The organism is Pseudarthrobacter sulfonivorans, from assembly GCF_031454915.1.
In the GTDB taxonomy this organism is placed as follows: Bacteria; Actinomycetota; Actinomycetes; order Actinomycetales; family Micrococcaceae; genus Arthrobacter; species Arthrobacter sulfonivorans_C.
Window position 1 is genome coordinate 115,036 of the sequence record NZ_JAVDRS010000006.1, and the last position, 15,116, is coordinate 130,151.

The window sequence follows — 15,116 nt, forward strand, 5'->3', positions numbered from 1 at the left end:
CAAGTGTCCGGGCCCTCCGTGTGCCCGGCTCCGTTCGTGCGTTCGGCGTGCCGGGCAATACGGCGTGTGGGCGCAATGTCAGGGCGGTAAGGCAAGATAGGTCTGTGAGCACAGCACCGGGCCCCGCAGAGGCTACAGCCGCCAGTACTGAGACCCTGACTGAACCGGAAGCCGTCCCTTCCGGGTCTGTCCGCGAAGAATACGAGAACCTGGTCGACCTGGTCAGAAAATACCGATTCGCGTATTACCAGGAGGACGAACCCCTGGTATCGGACGCGGAATTCGATGATCTGTTCCGGCGCCTGGAGGAGATCGAGGCGCTGCACCCGGAACTCGTTGCCAATGACTCGCCCACGCAGGAAGTGGGCGGCGAAGTCTCAGCGGCGTTCGCCGCCGTCGAACATCTGCAGCGCATGTACAGCCTCGAGGACGTCTTTTCCTTGGATGAGCTGGAGGCCTGGATTACCAAGGCCGAGGCCGGCATCACCAAACTCGGGGACACTGCCCGGCCCGCATGGCTCACGGAGCTCAAGATCGACGGGCTGGCTGTCAACCTGTTGTACCGGGACGGCAAACTGGTCCGGGCCGCAACCCGGGGCGATGGAACCACGGGCGAAGACATCACCCACAACGTGCTCACCATCAAGGAAATCCCGCAGGAACTGACCGGCGCCGGCTTCCCGCCCGAGATGGAAATCCGGGGCGAGGTCTTCATCCCGTCCAAGGCCTTCGCGGAATTCAACGAAGCGCTAATTGAGGCCGGCAAGGCACCTCTGGCCAACCCGAGGAATGCGGCGGCTGGTTCGCTCCGGCAGAAGGACCCCGCAGAGACGGCCAAACGGCCGCTGCGGATGTTCGTCCACGGCATCGGTGCACGGGAAGGACTGGAAACCCTCAGCCAGTCCCAGACGTATGCCCTGCTGGAAAAGTGGGGTTTGCCTGTCAGCCCCTACTTCGAGGTTCTTGGGAGCCTCGAGGAAGTGCTTGCGTTCATCAAGCGCTACGGCGACAAACGGCACAGCCTGATGCACGAGATCGACGGCATTGTGGTCAAGGTTGACGACCTCGCCACACAACGCGCGCTCGGCTACACCACGCGTGTGCCCCGGTGGGCCGTGGCCTACAAATACCCGCCGGAAGAAGTCCACACGAAACTGCTGGACATCGCCGTCAACGTGGGCCGGACCGGGCGCGTGACCCCGTTCGGCGTGATGGAACCCGTGAAAGTCGCCGGGTCCACGGTAGGCATGGCCACGCTGCACAACCAGGACGTCGTGAAGGCCAAGGGCGTAAAGATCGGCGACATCGTTGTGCTGCGCAAGGCCGGCGATGTCATTCCGGAGATTGTCGGTCCCGTGCTCGCCCTGCGCGAACAGCAGGAACCGCCGGTGCGCGACTTTGTGATGCCCACCGAATGCCCCTCGTGCGGAACTCCGCTTGCCCCGGGCAAGGAAGGGGACGTGGATATCCGCTGCCCCAATGCCCGGTCCTGCCCCGCCCAGCTCCGGGAGCGGGTGTTCCACCTGGCCGGCCGCGGCGGATTCGATATCGAGGCCCTCGGCTGGGAGGCCGCCATCGCGCTGACCCAGCCTGCCGAGCCGGATGTTCCGCCGCTCGTCTCAGAGGCGGCGCTGTTCGATCTCACTCACGAGGATCTGGCTAATGTCCGGATCCGGCGCGAGAAGCGCTCCAAGGGTGTTGCCACCGGTGAGTTTGAGCTGGTCCCGTATTTCTACAGCAAGGGCACGGCCAAGTCCCCGTCGAAACCCACCGCCACCACGGAGAAGCTGTTCAAGGAGCTCGAAAAGGCCAAGACCCAGCCGCTGTGGCGCGTTCTGGTGGCCTTGTCGATCCGGCACGTGGGTCCGCGGGCATCCCGGGCCCTGGCCACGGCGTTCGGCAGCATGGATGGCATCCGGAAGGCCTCCGAGGAAGACCTTGCACATGTGGATGGCGTCGGGCCAACCATCGCTGCGGCGCTCAAGGAATGGTTCGCCGAGGACTGGCACCTGGAGATCATCGACCGTTGGGCTGCTGCCGGCGTCCGGATGAAAGACGAACGTGACGAGTCCATGCCCCGGACCCTGGAAGGATTGACCATAGTGGTCACCGGCTCACTGCCCGACTTCAGCCGGGACGAGGCGAAGGAAGCGATCCTCATCCGGGGCGGCAAGGCCGCGGGCTCGGTCTCCAAAAACACCAGTTATGTGGTTGCCGGCGAGAATGCCGGTACCAAGCTCGACAAAGCCGAGCAACTCGGCATTCCTGTATTGGACGAGGACGGCTTCCGGGAGCTCCTGGCGAACGGTCCCGCCGCGGCTACGGCCGGCGGTGTCGGACCTGAAGACGCTGATGAATCTGAAGATTCTGCTGAGTCAGAGGCAGCTCTCGAATCCGAAGGGGTAACTGAATGAACCACCCGAACCTCATAGCGGAGCTGCTCGCGGTGGCACGCCAGGCGGCCGCCGCGGGCGCCGCGGTGCTGGCATCCCGCAGTGGCGACGCCCTGGACGTCAGCAACAAGGGCGACGCCGGTGACTGGGTCACCGCTTTTGACGTGGCGGCGGAAAATGCCGTCCGTCAGGCCATCACGGCAGCCCGGCCGCAGGACACCATCACGGGCGAGGAACACGGGACCACTCGGCCCGCTGCTCCCAGTGGCTATCGCTGGTCCATCGACCCCCTGGACGGCACCACCAACTTCATCCGGAACATCGTCTACTACGCCACCTCTGTGGCAGTGGCGGATTCCGACGGCGCCTGGCTGGCCGGCGTCGTTAACGCCCCTGCTTTGGGCCGCATCTACTACGCTGCCCGCGGCCACGGCGCGTGGCTGGAAGAGGGCGGCCGGCTGACCCGCCTCCAGGGACCGGTGGCGGGACGCGCCGGCCAGATCCTGGCAACCGGGTTCAGCTACGATCCCGGCATCCGCGCCGAACAGGCCGCGCTGCTGGGCGACCTCATGGACGGGTTCGCCGACGTCAGGCGGCTGGGCTCGGCTGCATTGGACCTGTGCCTGGTTGCGGACGGAACCCACGACGCCTTCGGCGAACGGGGGCTCAACGAACATGACTACTCGGCCGGTGCGCTCATCGCTGAGGAAGCCGGCTGCTGGGTGCGTCGTCCGCGCCTGAACAGCCCCCTCGACGGCGGTCCCACCGATGCAGACAGGCTCGCGGCCTGGACCTGCGCCGGGACACTGGAGTTGGCCGGCAAGTTTCCGCTCTGACCCAGTAGCGGCACTAGCATTGTCAGGTGCAATCGCAAATAACCATCCGACCCGCCGTCGAGGCAGACTTCGACGCCATCGCCAGGATCACCACGGACTCCTACCTCGCTGCCGGATACTTCGACAGCGCAGACCACCCGTACATGCAGCAGATCCAGGAGGTCGCGGCGCGTGCGGCGAAGGCCACGATTTGGGTTGCCGAGCGTGACCGGCAGGTGGTGGGGTCCGTGACGTTGGCGCTCGCAGGCGAACCGTTCGCCGACATAGCACTTGAGGATGAACTGGAGTTCCGCATGCTCGTGGTGGACCCTGCCGTCCAGCGCAGCGGGGCGGGTCAGGCCATGGTGAAAGCGATCATCGAGCACGCGAGGTCGCTCCCAGGGATCAACGGGGTGGCGCTGACCACCGGAGGGACGTGGGAGAGCGCCCATGGCCTGTACCGCAAGACAGGTTTCCGACGCGTTCCGGACCGCGACTGGCTGATTCCGGGCACCGACATAAAGCTGCTGGTTTATCGGCTCGACGTCTAGCCGCCCTAAAGTGGTGCCGACTCATTATCAGCAGTGAAAGGCCCACCATGCGCAAAACATTCGGCACCGGCTCCGTCTGGGAACAGACCCTTGGCTACTCCCGAGCCGTCCAGGTGGAGAACACCCTTTACATTTCGGCCACTGCCGCCAGCGGTGAAGACGGCATTGTGGGCGAGGATTTCTACACCCAGACCCAGTTCATCCTCGAGAAGCTCGGAACCGTCCTGGCCGACGCCGGCTTCAGCTTTGAGGACGTGGTGCAGTCCAAGCTCTACCTGACCGACATCAGCAAATGGGAAGAGGCCGGCCGTGCCCACGGCGAAGTCTTCGGCGACATCCGCCCCACTCTGTCGCTGGTTCACGTCCTGCCGTTCCTGGACCCGAAGATGCTGGTGGAGATCGAGCTGGTCGCCCAGAAAAGCGCCAGCTAAAGGGAAAATCGAAGCTGGCTGCCGGCAGGTTATCCACATAGGGGTGCCGCCTTCGTGCTGTTGCCGGACCGCTTTGTGATGCTGGAGATATGAATAGCACAGCGGCTGCGGAGATCATGGACGCCATCGCGGCCTCTGCTTTGCAGCTGGCCGGTGTGCTCCGGGGGCCGACGGTAATTCCTGCGGGTGATCTGGCTCGTTGGGAGGCTGAGGCGTGTCTGACAGTGTTGTCCGGGGCGGCGGGGTTGGAGGCGATGGCCGCCGCGGTGAAGGTCCATGCCGCCGGCGGCTACGGCGAGGCCGCCCGGGCAATTGCGGGGCCGCCGGTGTCGCCGGAAGACCACACCGGTCAGGAAATGAGAATCGTGGCCGAGGTCTCGTGCGCCCTGACGGTCAGCGAACGCACGGCCGGCGGGCTGCTGGGCGAAGCCCACCGCTTACGTACTGTCCTGCCGCTCACGCTTGCCGCTCTTGAGACAGGGACGATTTCGTGGCAGCACGCCCGGATCATGGTCGATGAAACAATCAACCTGGACCCCGACGTCGCCCAAGCGCTGGAAGCGCATTTCCTTGATCCGGAGGCGCCGAACCCGGCCCGGGCCCTGCCGGTGGAATGGTCCCGGGCCGGTTCCGGGCCAAGGTCCGGACCTGGCGCGAACGGCACCACCCGGTCAGCATCGACGTACGCCATGCCAAGAGTGCTTTGGACCGTCGGGTTGAGTATTCTCCGGACCGGGACGGCATGGCTTGGCTCTCGGCCTACCTGCCCGCGGATCAGGCATCCGGGATTTGGGCGCGGGCAACCGCCGCTGCCCGGGCCCTGCAGGGCGCTACGGAGGCCAGAACGCCCACGCAGTTACGAGCGGACAACGTCGCGGCGTGGCTCCTCGGCGGGGACAATGCCGATGGCATCCCCTCGCCGACGGCACAGGTTCTGGTTACGGTGCCGGTGTTCGCGCTGATGGGCCTGACCGATGAACCCGCCATGTTGGACGGGTACGGGCCGATCCCGCCGTCCATGGCCCGCGCCCTCGTGGCCGACGGTGCCGGGTCCTTCCACCGCGTCCTGACCGACCCCCGCGACGGGGCCCCGTTGGAGATCGGCCGCGACAGTTACCGGGTCCCCAAAGCACTGCGGCAGTGGCTGCGTCTGCGGGATGGCAAGTGCCCGTTCCCGGGCTGCAGCAACCCGTCCCTGGACAACGAAGCCGACCACGTCTTGGCCTGGGCCAACGGCGGCACCACCGGGATTTCGAATCTCGGCCAGCCCTGCCCCAAGCACCACAGGCTGAAACACAGCACCCTCTGGGAACCAACCGCTGCCACCAAGGACGAACCACCCGGCTGGATCTCACCCACTGGCCGGCACTACCAAAGCGAACAACCCGACCGGGAACCACCCCACTGGCCAGACATCATTAACGCGAGCGACAGCCGACAGGATGACACGTTGGTGCCCACCTAACTGGCTACTGCCCTAACCGGCTACTGCGCAGGCAGCCCGTAGCGATGTTCCGGACGCCCGGTGGTTCCGTACCGGAGCTGGATGTCCACGGCACCGTCGTCGGCCAATGCTGACAGGTACCGCTGCGCCGTGGCCCGGGAAACCCCTACCCGCGTGGCCACCTCGGCCGCCGAGTACTGCTCGCCGGCAACCAGGGACTCCAGCACCGCCGCTTCTGTAGCGGACCGCGGCTTGGCGGACGGTGTCACGTCCCCGGGAATCAGCGCCCGCTTGGCCCGCTCCACTGAGCCCTGGTCCAGAACTCCGGGCTGGCCCAGCAGCCTGCGGTACCGGGCGTAGGAGCGCAGCTGCTGCGAGAGCGATTCGGACGTAAACGGCTTCAGCAGGTATCCCAGGGCTCCCCGACGGAACGCTTTGCGAAGCGAGTCGGCGTCCGACGCTGCACTGAGGATGATGGTGTCCACGTCCAGCTGCTGCAGCAGGTCAAGCCCCGACGCGTCGGGAAGGTACACGTCCAGCAGCACCAGGTCGGGGCGGAGGCTATGGATCGTCTGCAGCGCCAGCGACGCCGTACCAACCGGCGCCAGCGCCAGGAACCCCGCAACCGAGTCCACATAGGCGGCGTGCAGCTTGGCAACGTGGAAGTCGTCGTCCACGATCAGCACCCTTAAATCCTCAGGCATCCTCTTCCCTTCCTGCTGTGTTGATTCGGCCAGCGGCCCCGGTTTGAGTTCCGTCCGTGGGCGCCGGGCCGATTCCGGCCGTGGTGCGCGGCAGGGACGCCATGAAGACTGCCCCGGGTCCACCTTGTGTGCCCGTTTCCAGAACCCTGATGTCCCCGCCGCGGCGCCTGGCCAGCTGGCGGGCCAGCGCCAGGCCCAGGCCTTGGCCACCGCCCTGCGGGTCAGCACCTTGTGGAACAGCACCGTCCAACGGGGCGGGCGGCGCCGCCGTCGTGAAGCCCTCGGCGAAGACAGCCTCCGCGTCCGTCCCGGGGGCCAGCCCGTCGCCGGAGTCGGCGACGACGATGTGCAGCGTCCCGCCGTCGTCGTGCGGTTCGTCCAGGATCTCCACCTCCACCCAGCGGTCCGTGGCGGATCCTGCCACGGCGGCTTTAACTGCGTTGTCGATCAGGTTGCCCAGCACGGTGGTCACGTCCTGCGGCTCGGTGACCTGGCCGCGGACCAGGGTTTCCGGCCCGATTCGCAGCGTGACGCCGCGCTCGTCGGCCTCCACGCCCTTGGCGCCCACAAAGGCCTGGAGGTAGGGATCCTGGAGGAGCTCGGCCTGGTCCACCGGGAACTTCAACGGCCCCGTGGCGGCCAGTCCGGCCAGATAGTCGCGGGCCTGTTGGTGTTGCCCGATGCTCATCAGGCCGGCGATGGTGTGCAGCTGGTTGGCGAACTCGTGGCGCTGGGCGCGCAGGGCCGTGGACATGGTGCCCACCGCGTCGAGCTGCCGCGTGAGCTGCTGCAGTTCGGTGCGGTCCCGGAGCATCACCACCCAGCCCAGGTCCTCCCGGCGGTGCAGGGCCTTGCGCGCGCTGGCCACCAAAACGCGCCCTCCAGCCACGAGCTCGATGGCGTCGGCCTCCACAGCATCAGCCCTGGTCAAGGCCCGGAGCCGGCCGGGCACCGGTGCGTCGGCCCACGGCGTTCCGGCGAGGTCCGGCAGGTCAAGGAGGCGCTGCGCGGCTGCGTTGAAGACGCTGATCCTGCCATCGGCGGAAACGCCAACGACGCCGTCGTCCACGCCCTGCAGGACGGCCACCTGGTCGTGGACCAACGTGCTGATTTCCTCAGGCTCCAGGCCCATGGTGAGGCGTTGGAGCCGGCGCCGCAGCAGGAAAGAAGCCAGCACGCCCGCCAGCAGCGCCCCCACCGCGGTCAGGGCCACCGGGCCGATGTCGCGCTGCAGGCTCTGGCCCACGGTTTCCATCGAATAGCCCACGCTGACCTCACCCACCACCCTGTCAGTGCCGGGCGCATAGACCGGCACCTTGGCGCCGGCCGACGGGCCCAGCGTGCCGGTATTCCGGGTGGTGATTTCCTGGCCGGCCAGTGCCTCGGACGGGTCGGTGCTGACTTTTTCACCCAGCCGTTCGGGATCGGGATGGGCCAGGCGCAGGCCGGTTTCGTCGGTGATCACCACAAAAAGTGCCCCGGTCCGAAGCCGCGTTGCCTCGGCGGCCGCCATCAGCGGTCCGGCACGGAGTTCGGCCGGCGGGGGAGTGCCCTCGCGCTCACTGATGGCCAGAACGTCGGCCCGTACTGAGGCGTCGGCCGCGACGGCACGGGCAAGGGTCAGCGCCTGATGTTCGGCTTCCCGGCCCACCCGCTCGTAGGTCAGCCAGGCGTGGACGGCCGAGGTTAACAGGACCACCAGCAGGACCACGCCGAGCTGCAGTAACAGGGTCTGCGTGGAGAACCGCATCGGCGGCGTACGCGTGGGACGTGGCATGGTCCTCCTTCCGTGGCGGCGTGCGTGAGCACAATGCGCAAAATGCTCCGAATAAGCAGTATGCCAATCAATTGAGCCAAAGGCATTGCCGTGACGGCGGCCACTCTACAGTCTGTAGCACGCGTCACACCGCTGTGCCGCTGTTCACAAAGAAGGAGCCGGCCGTGCTGGTATTACTTGGATTCGCCATGATCGCGGTATTCATGGTGCTGATCATGACGAAGAAGTTGACGCCAGTGCTGGCGCTGATCATCGTCCCCACCGTTTTTGGCCTGTTCGCAGGCGCCGGACTGGGCATTGGCGACATGGTGATGGATTCGATGAAGTCCATGACCTCAACGGCCGCCCTGCTGATGTTCGCCATCATCTACTTCGGCCTGATGATCGACGTCGGGCTGTTCGATCCGCTGGTCAGGTTCATCCTGCGCAAGCTCGGCAATGACCCCGCCAAGGTGGTCCTGGGTACTGCCCTCCTTGCCGCTGCAGTCTCCCTCGACGGCGACGGCTCCACTACCTTTATCCTCACCACCGCAGCCATGCTGCCGATCTACCTCCGGCTGAAGATGAGCCCCGTTGTCCTCACCTGTGTGGCAGGCCTGGCCAACGGCACCATGAACATCGTGCCCTGGGGCGGCCCCACCGCCCGCGCCGCCAGCGCCCTGAAGATCGACGTCAACGACGTCTTTGTCCCCATGATCCCGTCACTCATCGCCGGCCTTGCCGTCGTCCTGGTCTTCGCCTGGGTCCTCGGACTGCAGGAGCGCAACCGGCTCCGCGCCACAGCGCCGGAAATCTGGGGCGTGCCGTCCTCGGCAGAACCCTTTACCGCTGAAGCGTTCGACGGCGGCATTCCTGCAGGCGGCAACAGCACTTCCGGCAGTGGCTTCGGCCGCGGAGGCTCCGGCCGCGGTCCCGCACCTGTACCCGCAACGGGAGGCCCCGCCCTCGGAGGCACCGCTACCACGACGGGCGTCGCGGTGCTGGAACGCACCGAAGACTCCGTGGAGGACAGCGACGCCGGCATGGCAGGCACCGCCCTGGACCCCAACCGCGCGACCCTTCGCCCCAAGCTGCAGTGGTTCAACCTGGGCCTCACCGTGGCAGTCATGGGCATGCTCATCGCGGACCTCGTGCCCCTGCCGTACGTCTTCATGGTGGGCTCCGCCATCGCCCTGCTGGTGAACTTCCCCCATGTCAAGGACCAGGCTGCTCAGATCGTGGCCCACGCACCGTCCATCGTCGCCGTAGTCAGCATGGTCATGGCTGCCGCAGTCCTCACCGGCGTCCTCACCGGCACCGGCATGGTTGAGGCCATGTCCGCGTGGCTGGTACAGATCATCCCGTCCAGCATGGGCCCGCTCATGGCCGTCATCACCGGCGTACTCAGCATCCCCATGACGTTCTTCATGAGCAACGACGCCTTCTACTTCGGCGTGCTGCCGGTCCTCAGCGAGACTGCTGCGCACTACGGCATCAGCAGCGCCGAGATGGCCCGCGCCTCCATCACCGGACAGCCGTTCCACATGCAGAGCCCGCTGGTTCCCGCCATCCTGCTCCTGGTCTCCCTGGCCAAGGTGGACCTGGGTGATCACCACAAAAAGGTCCTGTGGCGGGCCGCAGTGGTCTGCCTCGTCATGTTGGCGGTGGGAATGCTGACCGGAGCCATCGGTATCGGTTAGTCTTATGCTGCCTGTGGCTGGCCCTTGTGGCCGGGACCACGGCACCGAGGTGCCCGTCTGACGCCCGCTGGGGGTCGTCAGACGGGCACTGACGTTTCCCCACTAGACTGGTTCGGAAAACAATCCGAACTTGCAGGGGAGATCCATGGCTGCGATCAACCGTGACGATGTTGCGCACCTCGCGCAGCTCGCTCACATCGAGATGAGTGCTGAAGAGCTGGACAGGATGGCCGGCGAACTCGCCGTCATCGTTGATTCAGTGAAATCCGTGAGCGAAGCCGCCGGTGATGACGTCCCGGCTACCTCCCACCCGATCCCGCTGACCAACGTGTTCCGCGAGGACGTTGTGGGCCACACCTTCACCGCGGAGCAGGCACTCTCGGGAGCTCCGGATTCCGACGAGAACCGTTTCAAGGTCCCGGCAATCCTGGATGAGGCATAAACATGACTGACAACAACGAACTCATCCGCTCCTCCGCTGCGCAGTTGGCCAGGAAGCTCCGCGCAGGCGAGGTCACCTCCGTCGAGGTCACCCAGGCGTTCCTTGACCGGATCGCAGCTGTCGACGGCGGCGAACGCGGCGTGAACGCGTTCCTGCACGTCAACACGGAAGAGGCCCTAGCCGTCGCGGCCGAAGTGGACGCCATCCGCGCCGCCGGCGGCGCCGCAGCCGAGGAACTTCACGAACTCGCCGGCGTGCCGATCGCGGTCAAGGACCTCATCGTCACCATCGGCCAGCCCACCACGGCCGGCTCCAAAATCCTCGAAGGGTGGCACAGCCCGTACGACGCCACAGTGGTCAAGCGTCTTCGCGCCGCCAAAATGCCCATCCTGGGCAAGACCAACCTGGACGAGTTCGCGATGGGCTCCTCCACCGAACACTCCGCCTACGGCCCCACCCGCAACCCCTGGGACCTGGACCGGATCCCGGGCGGTTCCGGCGGCGGTTCGGCAGCCGCCGTCGCCGCCTTCGAAGCACCGCTGGCGCTCGGCACTGACACGGGCGGCTCCATCCGCCAGCCCGGCGCTGTGACGGGCACGGTTGGCGTCAAGCCCACCTACGGCAGCGTCTCGCGCTACGGCGCCATCGCCATGGCCTCCTCCCTGGACCAGATCGGCCCGGTCTCGCGCACCGTGCTGGACTCGGCACTCCTGCACCAGGTCATCGGCGGGCACGATCCGTTCGATTCCACTTCGCTGCCGGATCCCCTGGAGGACCTTGTGGCGGCTGCCCGCGTGGGCAATGTGGACGGCCTGCGGATCGGCATCATCAAGGAACTGCACGGCGAGGGCTACCAGGCCGGCGTCGAGAACCGTTTCAACGACTCCCTGGAACTGCTCAAGGAAGCCGGCGCGGAAATCGTTGAGGTGTCCTGCCCCAACTTCCAGTACGCCCTCGGCGCCTACTACCTGATCATGCCGTCGGAGGCCTCCTCCAACCTGGCGAAGTTCGACGGCGTCCGGTATGGCCTGCGCGTCCTCCCCGAGGACGGGCCCATGACCATCGAACGCGTGATGGGAGCCACCCGCGCCGCCGGCTTCGGCGACGAAGTCAAACGCCGCATCATCCTGGGCACCTACGCCCTGAGCGCCGGCTATTACGACGCCTACTACGGCTCGGCCCAGAAGGTACGCACACTGGTCCAGCGCGACTTCGACGCCGCGTTCACGGTCGCCGACGTCCTGATCTCGCCCACGGCCCCCACCACGGCCTTCAAGCTCGGTGAGAAGCTCAACGACCCGCTGGCGATGTACCTCAACGACGTCGCCACCATCCCCGCCAACCTGGCCGGCGTCCCCGGCCTGACCCTGCCCGGCGGCCTTGCGGACGAGGACGGCCTCCCCGTCGGCATCCAGCTCCTGGCCCCGGCACGTCAGGACGCCCGCCTTTACCGCGTAGGCGCTGTCCTCGAGTCGCTGCTGGAGGCCAAGTGGGGCGGCCCGCTGCTGGCCCAGGCCCCGGAACTGGCTGCTTCGATCGAAACCCAGGAGGCAAAATAATGAACACCGACGCAACCCTGAGCTTCGAAGAGGCCATGGAGAAGTACGATCCCGTCCTGGGGTTCGAGGTCCACGTGGAGCTCAACACCAAGACCAAGATGTTCTCCTCCGCCCCGAACGTCTTCGGCGACGAGCCGAACACGAACGTCAACGAGGTGGACCTGGGCATGCCCGGCGTGCTGCCGGTAGTGAACCGGGTCGCGATCGAGTCCTCGATCAAGATCGGCCTGGCCCTGAACTGCAAGATCGCCGAGTCCTGCACGTTTGCCCGGAAGCAGTACTTCTACCCGGACACCCCCAAGAACTTCCAGACGTCGCAGTATGAAGACCCCATCGCGTACGACGGCTACCTGGACATCGAGCTCTCCGACGGCACCATCTTCCGCGTGGAGATCGAGCGTGCCCACATGGAAGAGGACGCCGGTAAGCTGACCCACATGGGCGGGGCCGCCGGCCGCATCCAAGGTGCCGACTTCTCCCTGGTGGACTACAACCGCTCGGGCGTGCCGCTGGTGGAGATCGTCACCAAACCGATCCAGGGCGCCGGCAGCCGCGCCCCGGAACTGGCCAAGGCGTACGTCGCCGCCGTCCGGGAGATCGTCAAGAACCTGGGCGTGTCCGACGCGAAGATGGAACGCGGCAACGTGCGCTGCGACGCCAACGTATCGCTCCGCCCGTACGGCCGCGAACGCTTCGGCATCCGCTCGGAAACGAAGAACGTCAACTCGCTGCGCGCCGTCGAACACGCCGTCCGCTACGAGATCCAGCGGCACGCTGCCGTCCTGGACGCCGGCGAGCCGGTCATCCAGGAAACGCGCCACTGGCACGAGGACACCCGCACGACGACGTCGGGCCGGGCGAAGTCCGATGCCGACGACTACCGCTATTTCCCGGAGCCGGACCTGGTTCCGATTGTTGCGTCCCGTGAGTGGGTGGAGGAACTCCGCGCCACCTTGCCCGAGCCGCCGGCGGCCCGCCGCAAGCGCCTGCAGGCGGACTGGGGCTACTCGGACCTGGAATTCCGCGACGTGGTCAACGCCGGCGTTATGGACGAGATCGAGGAAACCATCGCCGCCGGCGCCTCGGCGTCCGTGGCCCGCAAGTGGTGGATGGGCGAGATCGTTGGCCGCGCCAAGAACGCCGACGTTGATCCCGGGCAGCTGGGCGTCCAGCCCGCCACCATCGTTGAGCTGAGCAAGATGGTGGACGAAGGCAAGATCAACAACAAGATGGCCACCGAGGTCCTGGACGGCGTGCTCGCCGGCGAGGGCACCCCGGCGGAAATCGTCGAGAAGCGCGGCCTTGCCGTTGTGTCCGACGACGGTCCCCTGCTGGAAGCCATCGACGCCGCCTTGGCCGCGCAGCCCGACGTCGCGGACAAGATCCGCAACGGCAAGCTGCAGGCCATCGGTGCGATCGTCGGCGGGGTCATGAAGGCCACCCGCGGCCAGGCCGACGCCGCCCGCGTGCGCGAGCTGATCCTGGAGAAGCTCGGCGTAGAAGGCTAAGGACCCGTTCTAACCCAACTGGGTAGCGCTAAGTGCCGTTTTGAACCCTCATAACGACACTTAGAGCTACCCAGTTTGGCGTTTAAGTACTCACTTTTCAGGGCCGTAAAGTACCCGTGTTCAGCAAGGTGCCGCGGCTCTACACTGAAGGTCCAGGGCTCCGGTGCTCTGCGTGCCGTGGGAGGTCTGCATGTCAGTTCGGGAGCCGTGGAGGCTGCGCAAGGCATTGCTGGCCGGCGCAGTGGCGCTGGCGCTGACCGGCACGGCCATCGGCTGGTCGGCCACGGATGTACCGTCGCCATCCCCGTCTCCGACGGAGTCTGCGCCAGGGCAATCAGGGCAATCAGGGAACGCCGGGAAACCGGGCAAGGCGGACAAGGCCCAGCGCCCGCAGCACCTGCACAGCGAAAGCGTGGTGAAGAAGGCGGACGGAACCTTCGAAACGCGGCTGTCCCAACAGGGCACGGTGGACTCCGTCAATGGTTCCTCGGTCACTGTGAAAAGTGAGGACGGCTTCACGCAGACCTACGCGGTCAACTCGGAAACCAAAATCATCAAGTTCCCGCCGCCCGCCGCAGACGGCTCGCCGGCAAAGGGCGGCGACGGCAAACGGCTCAGGCCAGCAGAGGTCGCCATCGGGGAAATCGCCAGGGGTGAGTCCGTCAGGATCTCCGGCGTGAAGAGCGGCAACGGCGTCACCGCCCGCCAGGTTGTGGAAGGCGCCCCGACCGGTCCGGGCAAGGGGATGGGAATGGGCAGAGGCCACGGCCACGGCAAAGGCCACGGCCACGGTCTGGGTAAGCTCAAGGACCGATGAACTGGCTCCCGGTCAGCTGTCCTCCACAAGCCGGGTCATAATAGCCTGCAGCGCCTCGCACACCATCACCACCGAACGCCGTTTCAGGTTCTCCGGCCGGGCCAGGATGTCGATCCGGCGCCGGGTGCTGATGCCCTCCAGCGGCCGCAGCACAATGCCCGGATTGAGCACGGGCCGGGCGGTATGCCGCGGCAGCAGGCCCACTACGCCACCCGCCGCCACCAGAGCTGCGACGGTGGAGTAGTCGTTGATCCGGTGGACGATGTTCAGTTCCTTGCTGGAGACGGCCGCTAAGGCGGACAGCACATCGGCGGGGGAGTAGCCGGTGTGGCTGGTCACCCAAGGTTCCCCCACGACGTCGGCCGCTGTGACGGTGTCCTGGCCGGCAAGGCGGTGGTCCGCCGGGAGGGCAACGTCCAGCGGTTCGTGAGCCAGCGGGATCACGGCCACCCGTTCCTCCGGCCACCGCGGACTGTGGTCCATCCGGTGCGCCAGCACAAGGTCGTAGCGTGCGGTCAGCGCCGGGAAGTCCTGCTGCGCCACGTCTTCGTCGGAGAGCTGGATCCTGGGCTGGCCGGGCCCATCCAGCAGCCGTGCGAGCGGGGCAAACAGTGCCTGGCCCGCGCTGTGGAAGCCGCTTACCGTCACCGGGGCCACCGGCGAGCCGTGATACGCGCCGATCGCCGTGCGGGCATCCGCCATGGCACTGACGACGGCGGCCCCGGCGTCGGCCAGCACCTGGCCGGCCTCGGTGAGCACCAGGTTCCGCCCCTCCTTCCGGGTGAGCGGGACCTCCACGTTGCGCTGGAGCAGGGACAGCTGTTGGGACACAGCGGACGGCGTCACCATGAGTGTCTCGGCCACTGCCTTCACGCTGCCCAGGGCACCGAGCTCACGGAGGATTTCCAGCTGATGTATTTCCATCCACCCAGTCTATGCATTAGACAATGCTTCATCGTCGATTGAGAAAATACTGCTTGTGCTAATGCGTTTGTA

General features: G+C 66.4%; 12 protein-coding genes and 1 pseudogene. 10 read left to right on the plus strand and 3 right to left on the minus strand.

Going from position 1 to position 15,116, the window contains the following annotated elements:
* The first annotated feature begins 155 nt into the window (after nt 1-155).
* The 5 genes and pseudogenes from ligA to J2808_RS14425 all read left to right on the plus strand — a co-directional run bounded on the left by ligA (nt 156) and on the right by J2808_RS14425 (nt 5,655).
* Nucleotides 156-2,414, plus strand: a complete 2,259-nt coding sequence (gene ligA, locus J2808_RS14405; RefSeq protein WP_309818317.1) for an NAD-dependent DNA ligase LigA — start codon at nt 156-158, stop codon at nt 2,412-2,414.
* Nucleotides 2,411-3,229, plus strand: a complete 819-nt coding sequence (locus J2808_RS14410; protein WP_309817849.1) for an inositol monophosphatase family protein — start codon at nt 2,411-2,413, stop codon at nt 3,227-3,229. The genes ligA and J2808_RS14410 overlap by 4 nt, the downstream gene beginning before the upstream one ends.
* A 26-nt stretch (nt 3,230-3,255) precedes the next feature.
* Nucleotides 3,256-3,759, plus strand: a complete 504-nt coding sequence (locus tag J2808_RS14415; protein WP_309817851.1) for a GNAT family N-acetyltransferase — start codon at nt 3,256-3,258, stop codon at nt 3,757-3,759.
* A 47-nt stretch (nt 3,760-3,806) separates the two neighbouring features.
* On the plus strand, nt 3,807-4,190 hold the full coding sequence (locus tag J2808_RS14420; RefSeq protein WP_309817853.1) for a RidA family protein: 384 nt from the start codon (nt 3,807-3,809) through the stop codon (nt 4,188-4,190).
* Nucleotides 4,191-4,279: 89 nt separating this feature from the next.
* Nucleotides 4,280-5,655 (plus strand): annotated as a pseudogene (locus J2808_RS14425) (HNH endonuclease signature motif containing protein).
* A 20-nt stretch (nt 5,656-5,675) separates the two neighbouring features.
* Here the strand turns inward: J2808_RS14425 and J2808_RS14430 are convergent.
* Together J2808_RS14430 and J2808_RS14435 are read right to left on the minus strand one after the other, a co-directional pair.
* Nucleotides 5,676-6,338, minus strand: coding sequence for a response regulator (locus tag J2808_RS14430; protein ID WP_309817856.1), 663 nt, complete (start codon nt 6,336-6,338; stop codon nt 5,676-5,678).
* Nucleotides 6,331-8,115, minus strand: a complete 1,785-nt coding sequence (locus tag J2808_RS14435) for a sensor histidine kinase (protein WP_309817861.1) — start codon at nt 8,113-8,115, stop codon at nt 6,331-6,333. Before J2808_RS14435 ends, J2808_RS14430 begins: the two co-directional genes overlap by 8 nt.
* Before the next feature lie 164 nt (nt 8,116-8,279).
* Here J2808_RS14435 and J2808_RS14440 point away from each other — a divergent pair, with 164 nt between their 5' ends.
* The 5 genes from J2808_RS14440 (at nt 8,280) to J2808_RS14460 (ending at nt 14,120) form a co-directional block, all read left to right on the plus strand.
* Entirely contained in the window at nt 8,280-9,794 is a 1,515-nt protein-coding gene (locus J2808_RS14440; protein WP_309817864.1) for a CitMHS family transporter, read from the plus strand.
* 145 nt (nt 9,795-9,939) lie between these two features.
* Nucleotides 9,940-10,236: an Asp-tRNA(Asn)/Glu-tRNA(Gln) amidotransferase subunit GatC gene (gene gatC / locus J2808_RS14445; RefSeq protein ID WP_056348187.1), complete on the plus strand. Its 297-nt coding sequence runs from the start codon at nt 9,940-9,942 to the stop codon at nt 10,234-10,236.
* 2 nt (nt 10,237-10,238) lie between these two features.
* Nucleotides 10,239-11,795, plus strand: coding sequence for an Asp-tRNA(Asn)/Glu-tRNA(Gln) amidotransferase subunit GatA (gatA, locus tag J2808_RS14450; RefSeq protein WP_309817872.1), 1,557 nt, complete (start codon nt 10,239-10,241; stop codon nt 11,793-11,795).
* Nucleotides 11,795-13,303, plus strand: coding sequence for an Asp-tRNA(Asn)/Glu-tRNA(Gln) amidotransferase subunit GatB (gene gatB, locus J2808_RS14455; protein ID WP_309817873.1), 1,509 nt, complete (start codon nt 11,795-11,797; stop codon nt 13,301-13,303). Before gatA ends, gatB begins: the two co-directional genes overlap by 1 nt.
* Nucleotides 13,304-13,493: 190 nt before the next feature.
* Nucleotides 13,494-14,120: a hypothetical protein gene (locus J2808_RS14460; protein WP_309817876.1), complete on the plus strand. Its 627-nt coding sequence runs from the start codon at nt 13,494-13,496 to the stop codon at nt 14,118-14,120.
* 12 nt (nt 14,121-14,132) lie between these two features.
* Here J2808_RS14460 and J2808_RS14465 read toward each other — a convergent pair whose 3' ends face one another.
* Complete coding sequence (locus J2808_RS14465) at nt 14,133-15,044, minus strand: LysR family transcriptional regulator (RefSeq protein WP_309817878.1); 912 nt, start codon at nt 15,042-15,044, stop codon at nt 14,133-14,135.
* Nucleotides 15,045-15,116 lie beyond the last annotated feature (72 nt).

Coding starts and splice junctions, on each gene's coding strand:
- J2808_RS14420 (WP_309817853.1), top strand. CDS start 3,807: ATGCGCAAAACATTCGGCACCGGCTCCGTCTGGGAACAGACCCTTGGC.
- gatC (WP_056348187.1), top strand. CDS start 9,940: ATGGCTGCGATCAACCGTGACGATGTTGCGCACCTCGCGCAGCTCGCT.
- J2808_RS14460 (WP_309817876.1), top strand. CDS start 13,494: ATGTCAGTTCGGGAGCCGTGGAGGCTGCGCAAGGCATTGCTGGCCGGC.
- gatA (WP_309817872.1), top strand. CDS start 10,239: ATGACTGACAACAACGAACTCATCCGCTCCTCCGCTGCGCAGTTGGCC.
- gatB (WP_309817873.1), top strand. CDS start 11,795: ATGAACACCGACGCAACCCTGAGCTTCGAAGAGGCCATGGAGAAGTAC.
- J2808_RS14430 (WP_309817856.1), bottom strand. CDS start 6,338: ATGCCTGAGGATTTAAGGGTGCTGATCGTGGACGACGACTTCCACGTT.
- J2808_RS14435 (WP_309817861.1), bottom strand. CDS start 8,115: ATGCCACGTCCCACGCGTACGCCGCCGATGCGGTTCTCCACGCAGACC.
- J2808_RS14465 (WP_309817878.1), bottom strand. CDS start 15,044: ATGGAAATACATCAGCTGGAAATCCTCCGTGAGCTCGGTGCCCTGGGC.
- J2808_RS14410 (WP_309817849.1), top strand. CDS start 2,411: ATGAACCACCCGAACCTCATAGCGGAGCTGCTCGCGGTGGCACGCCAG.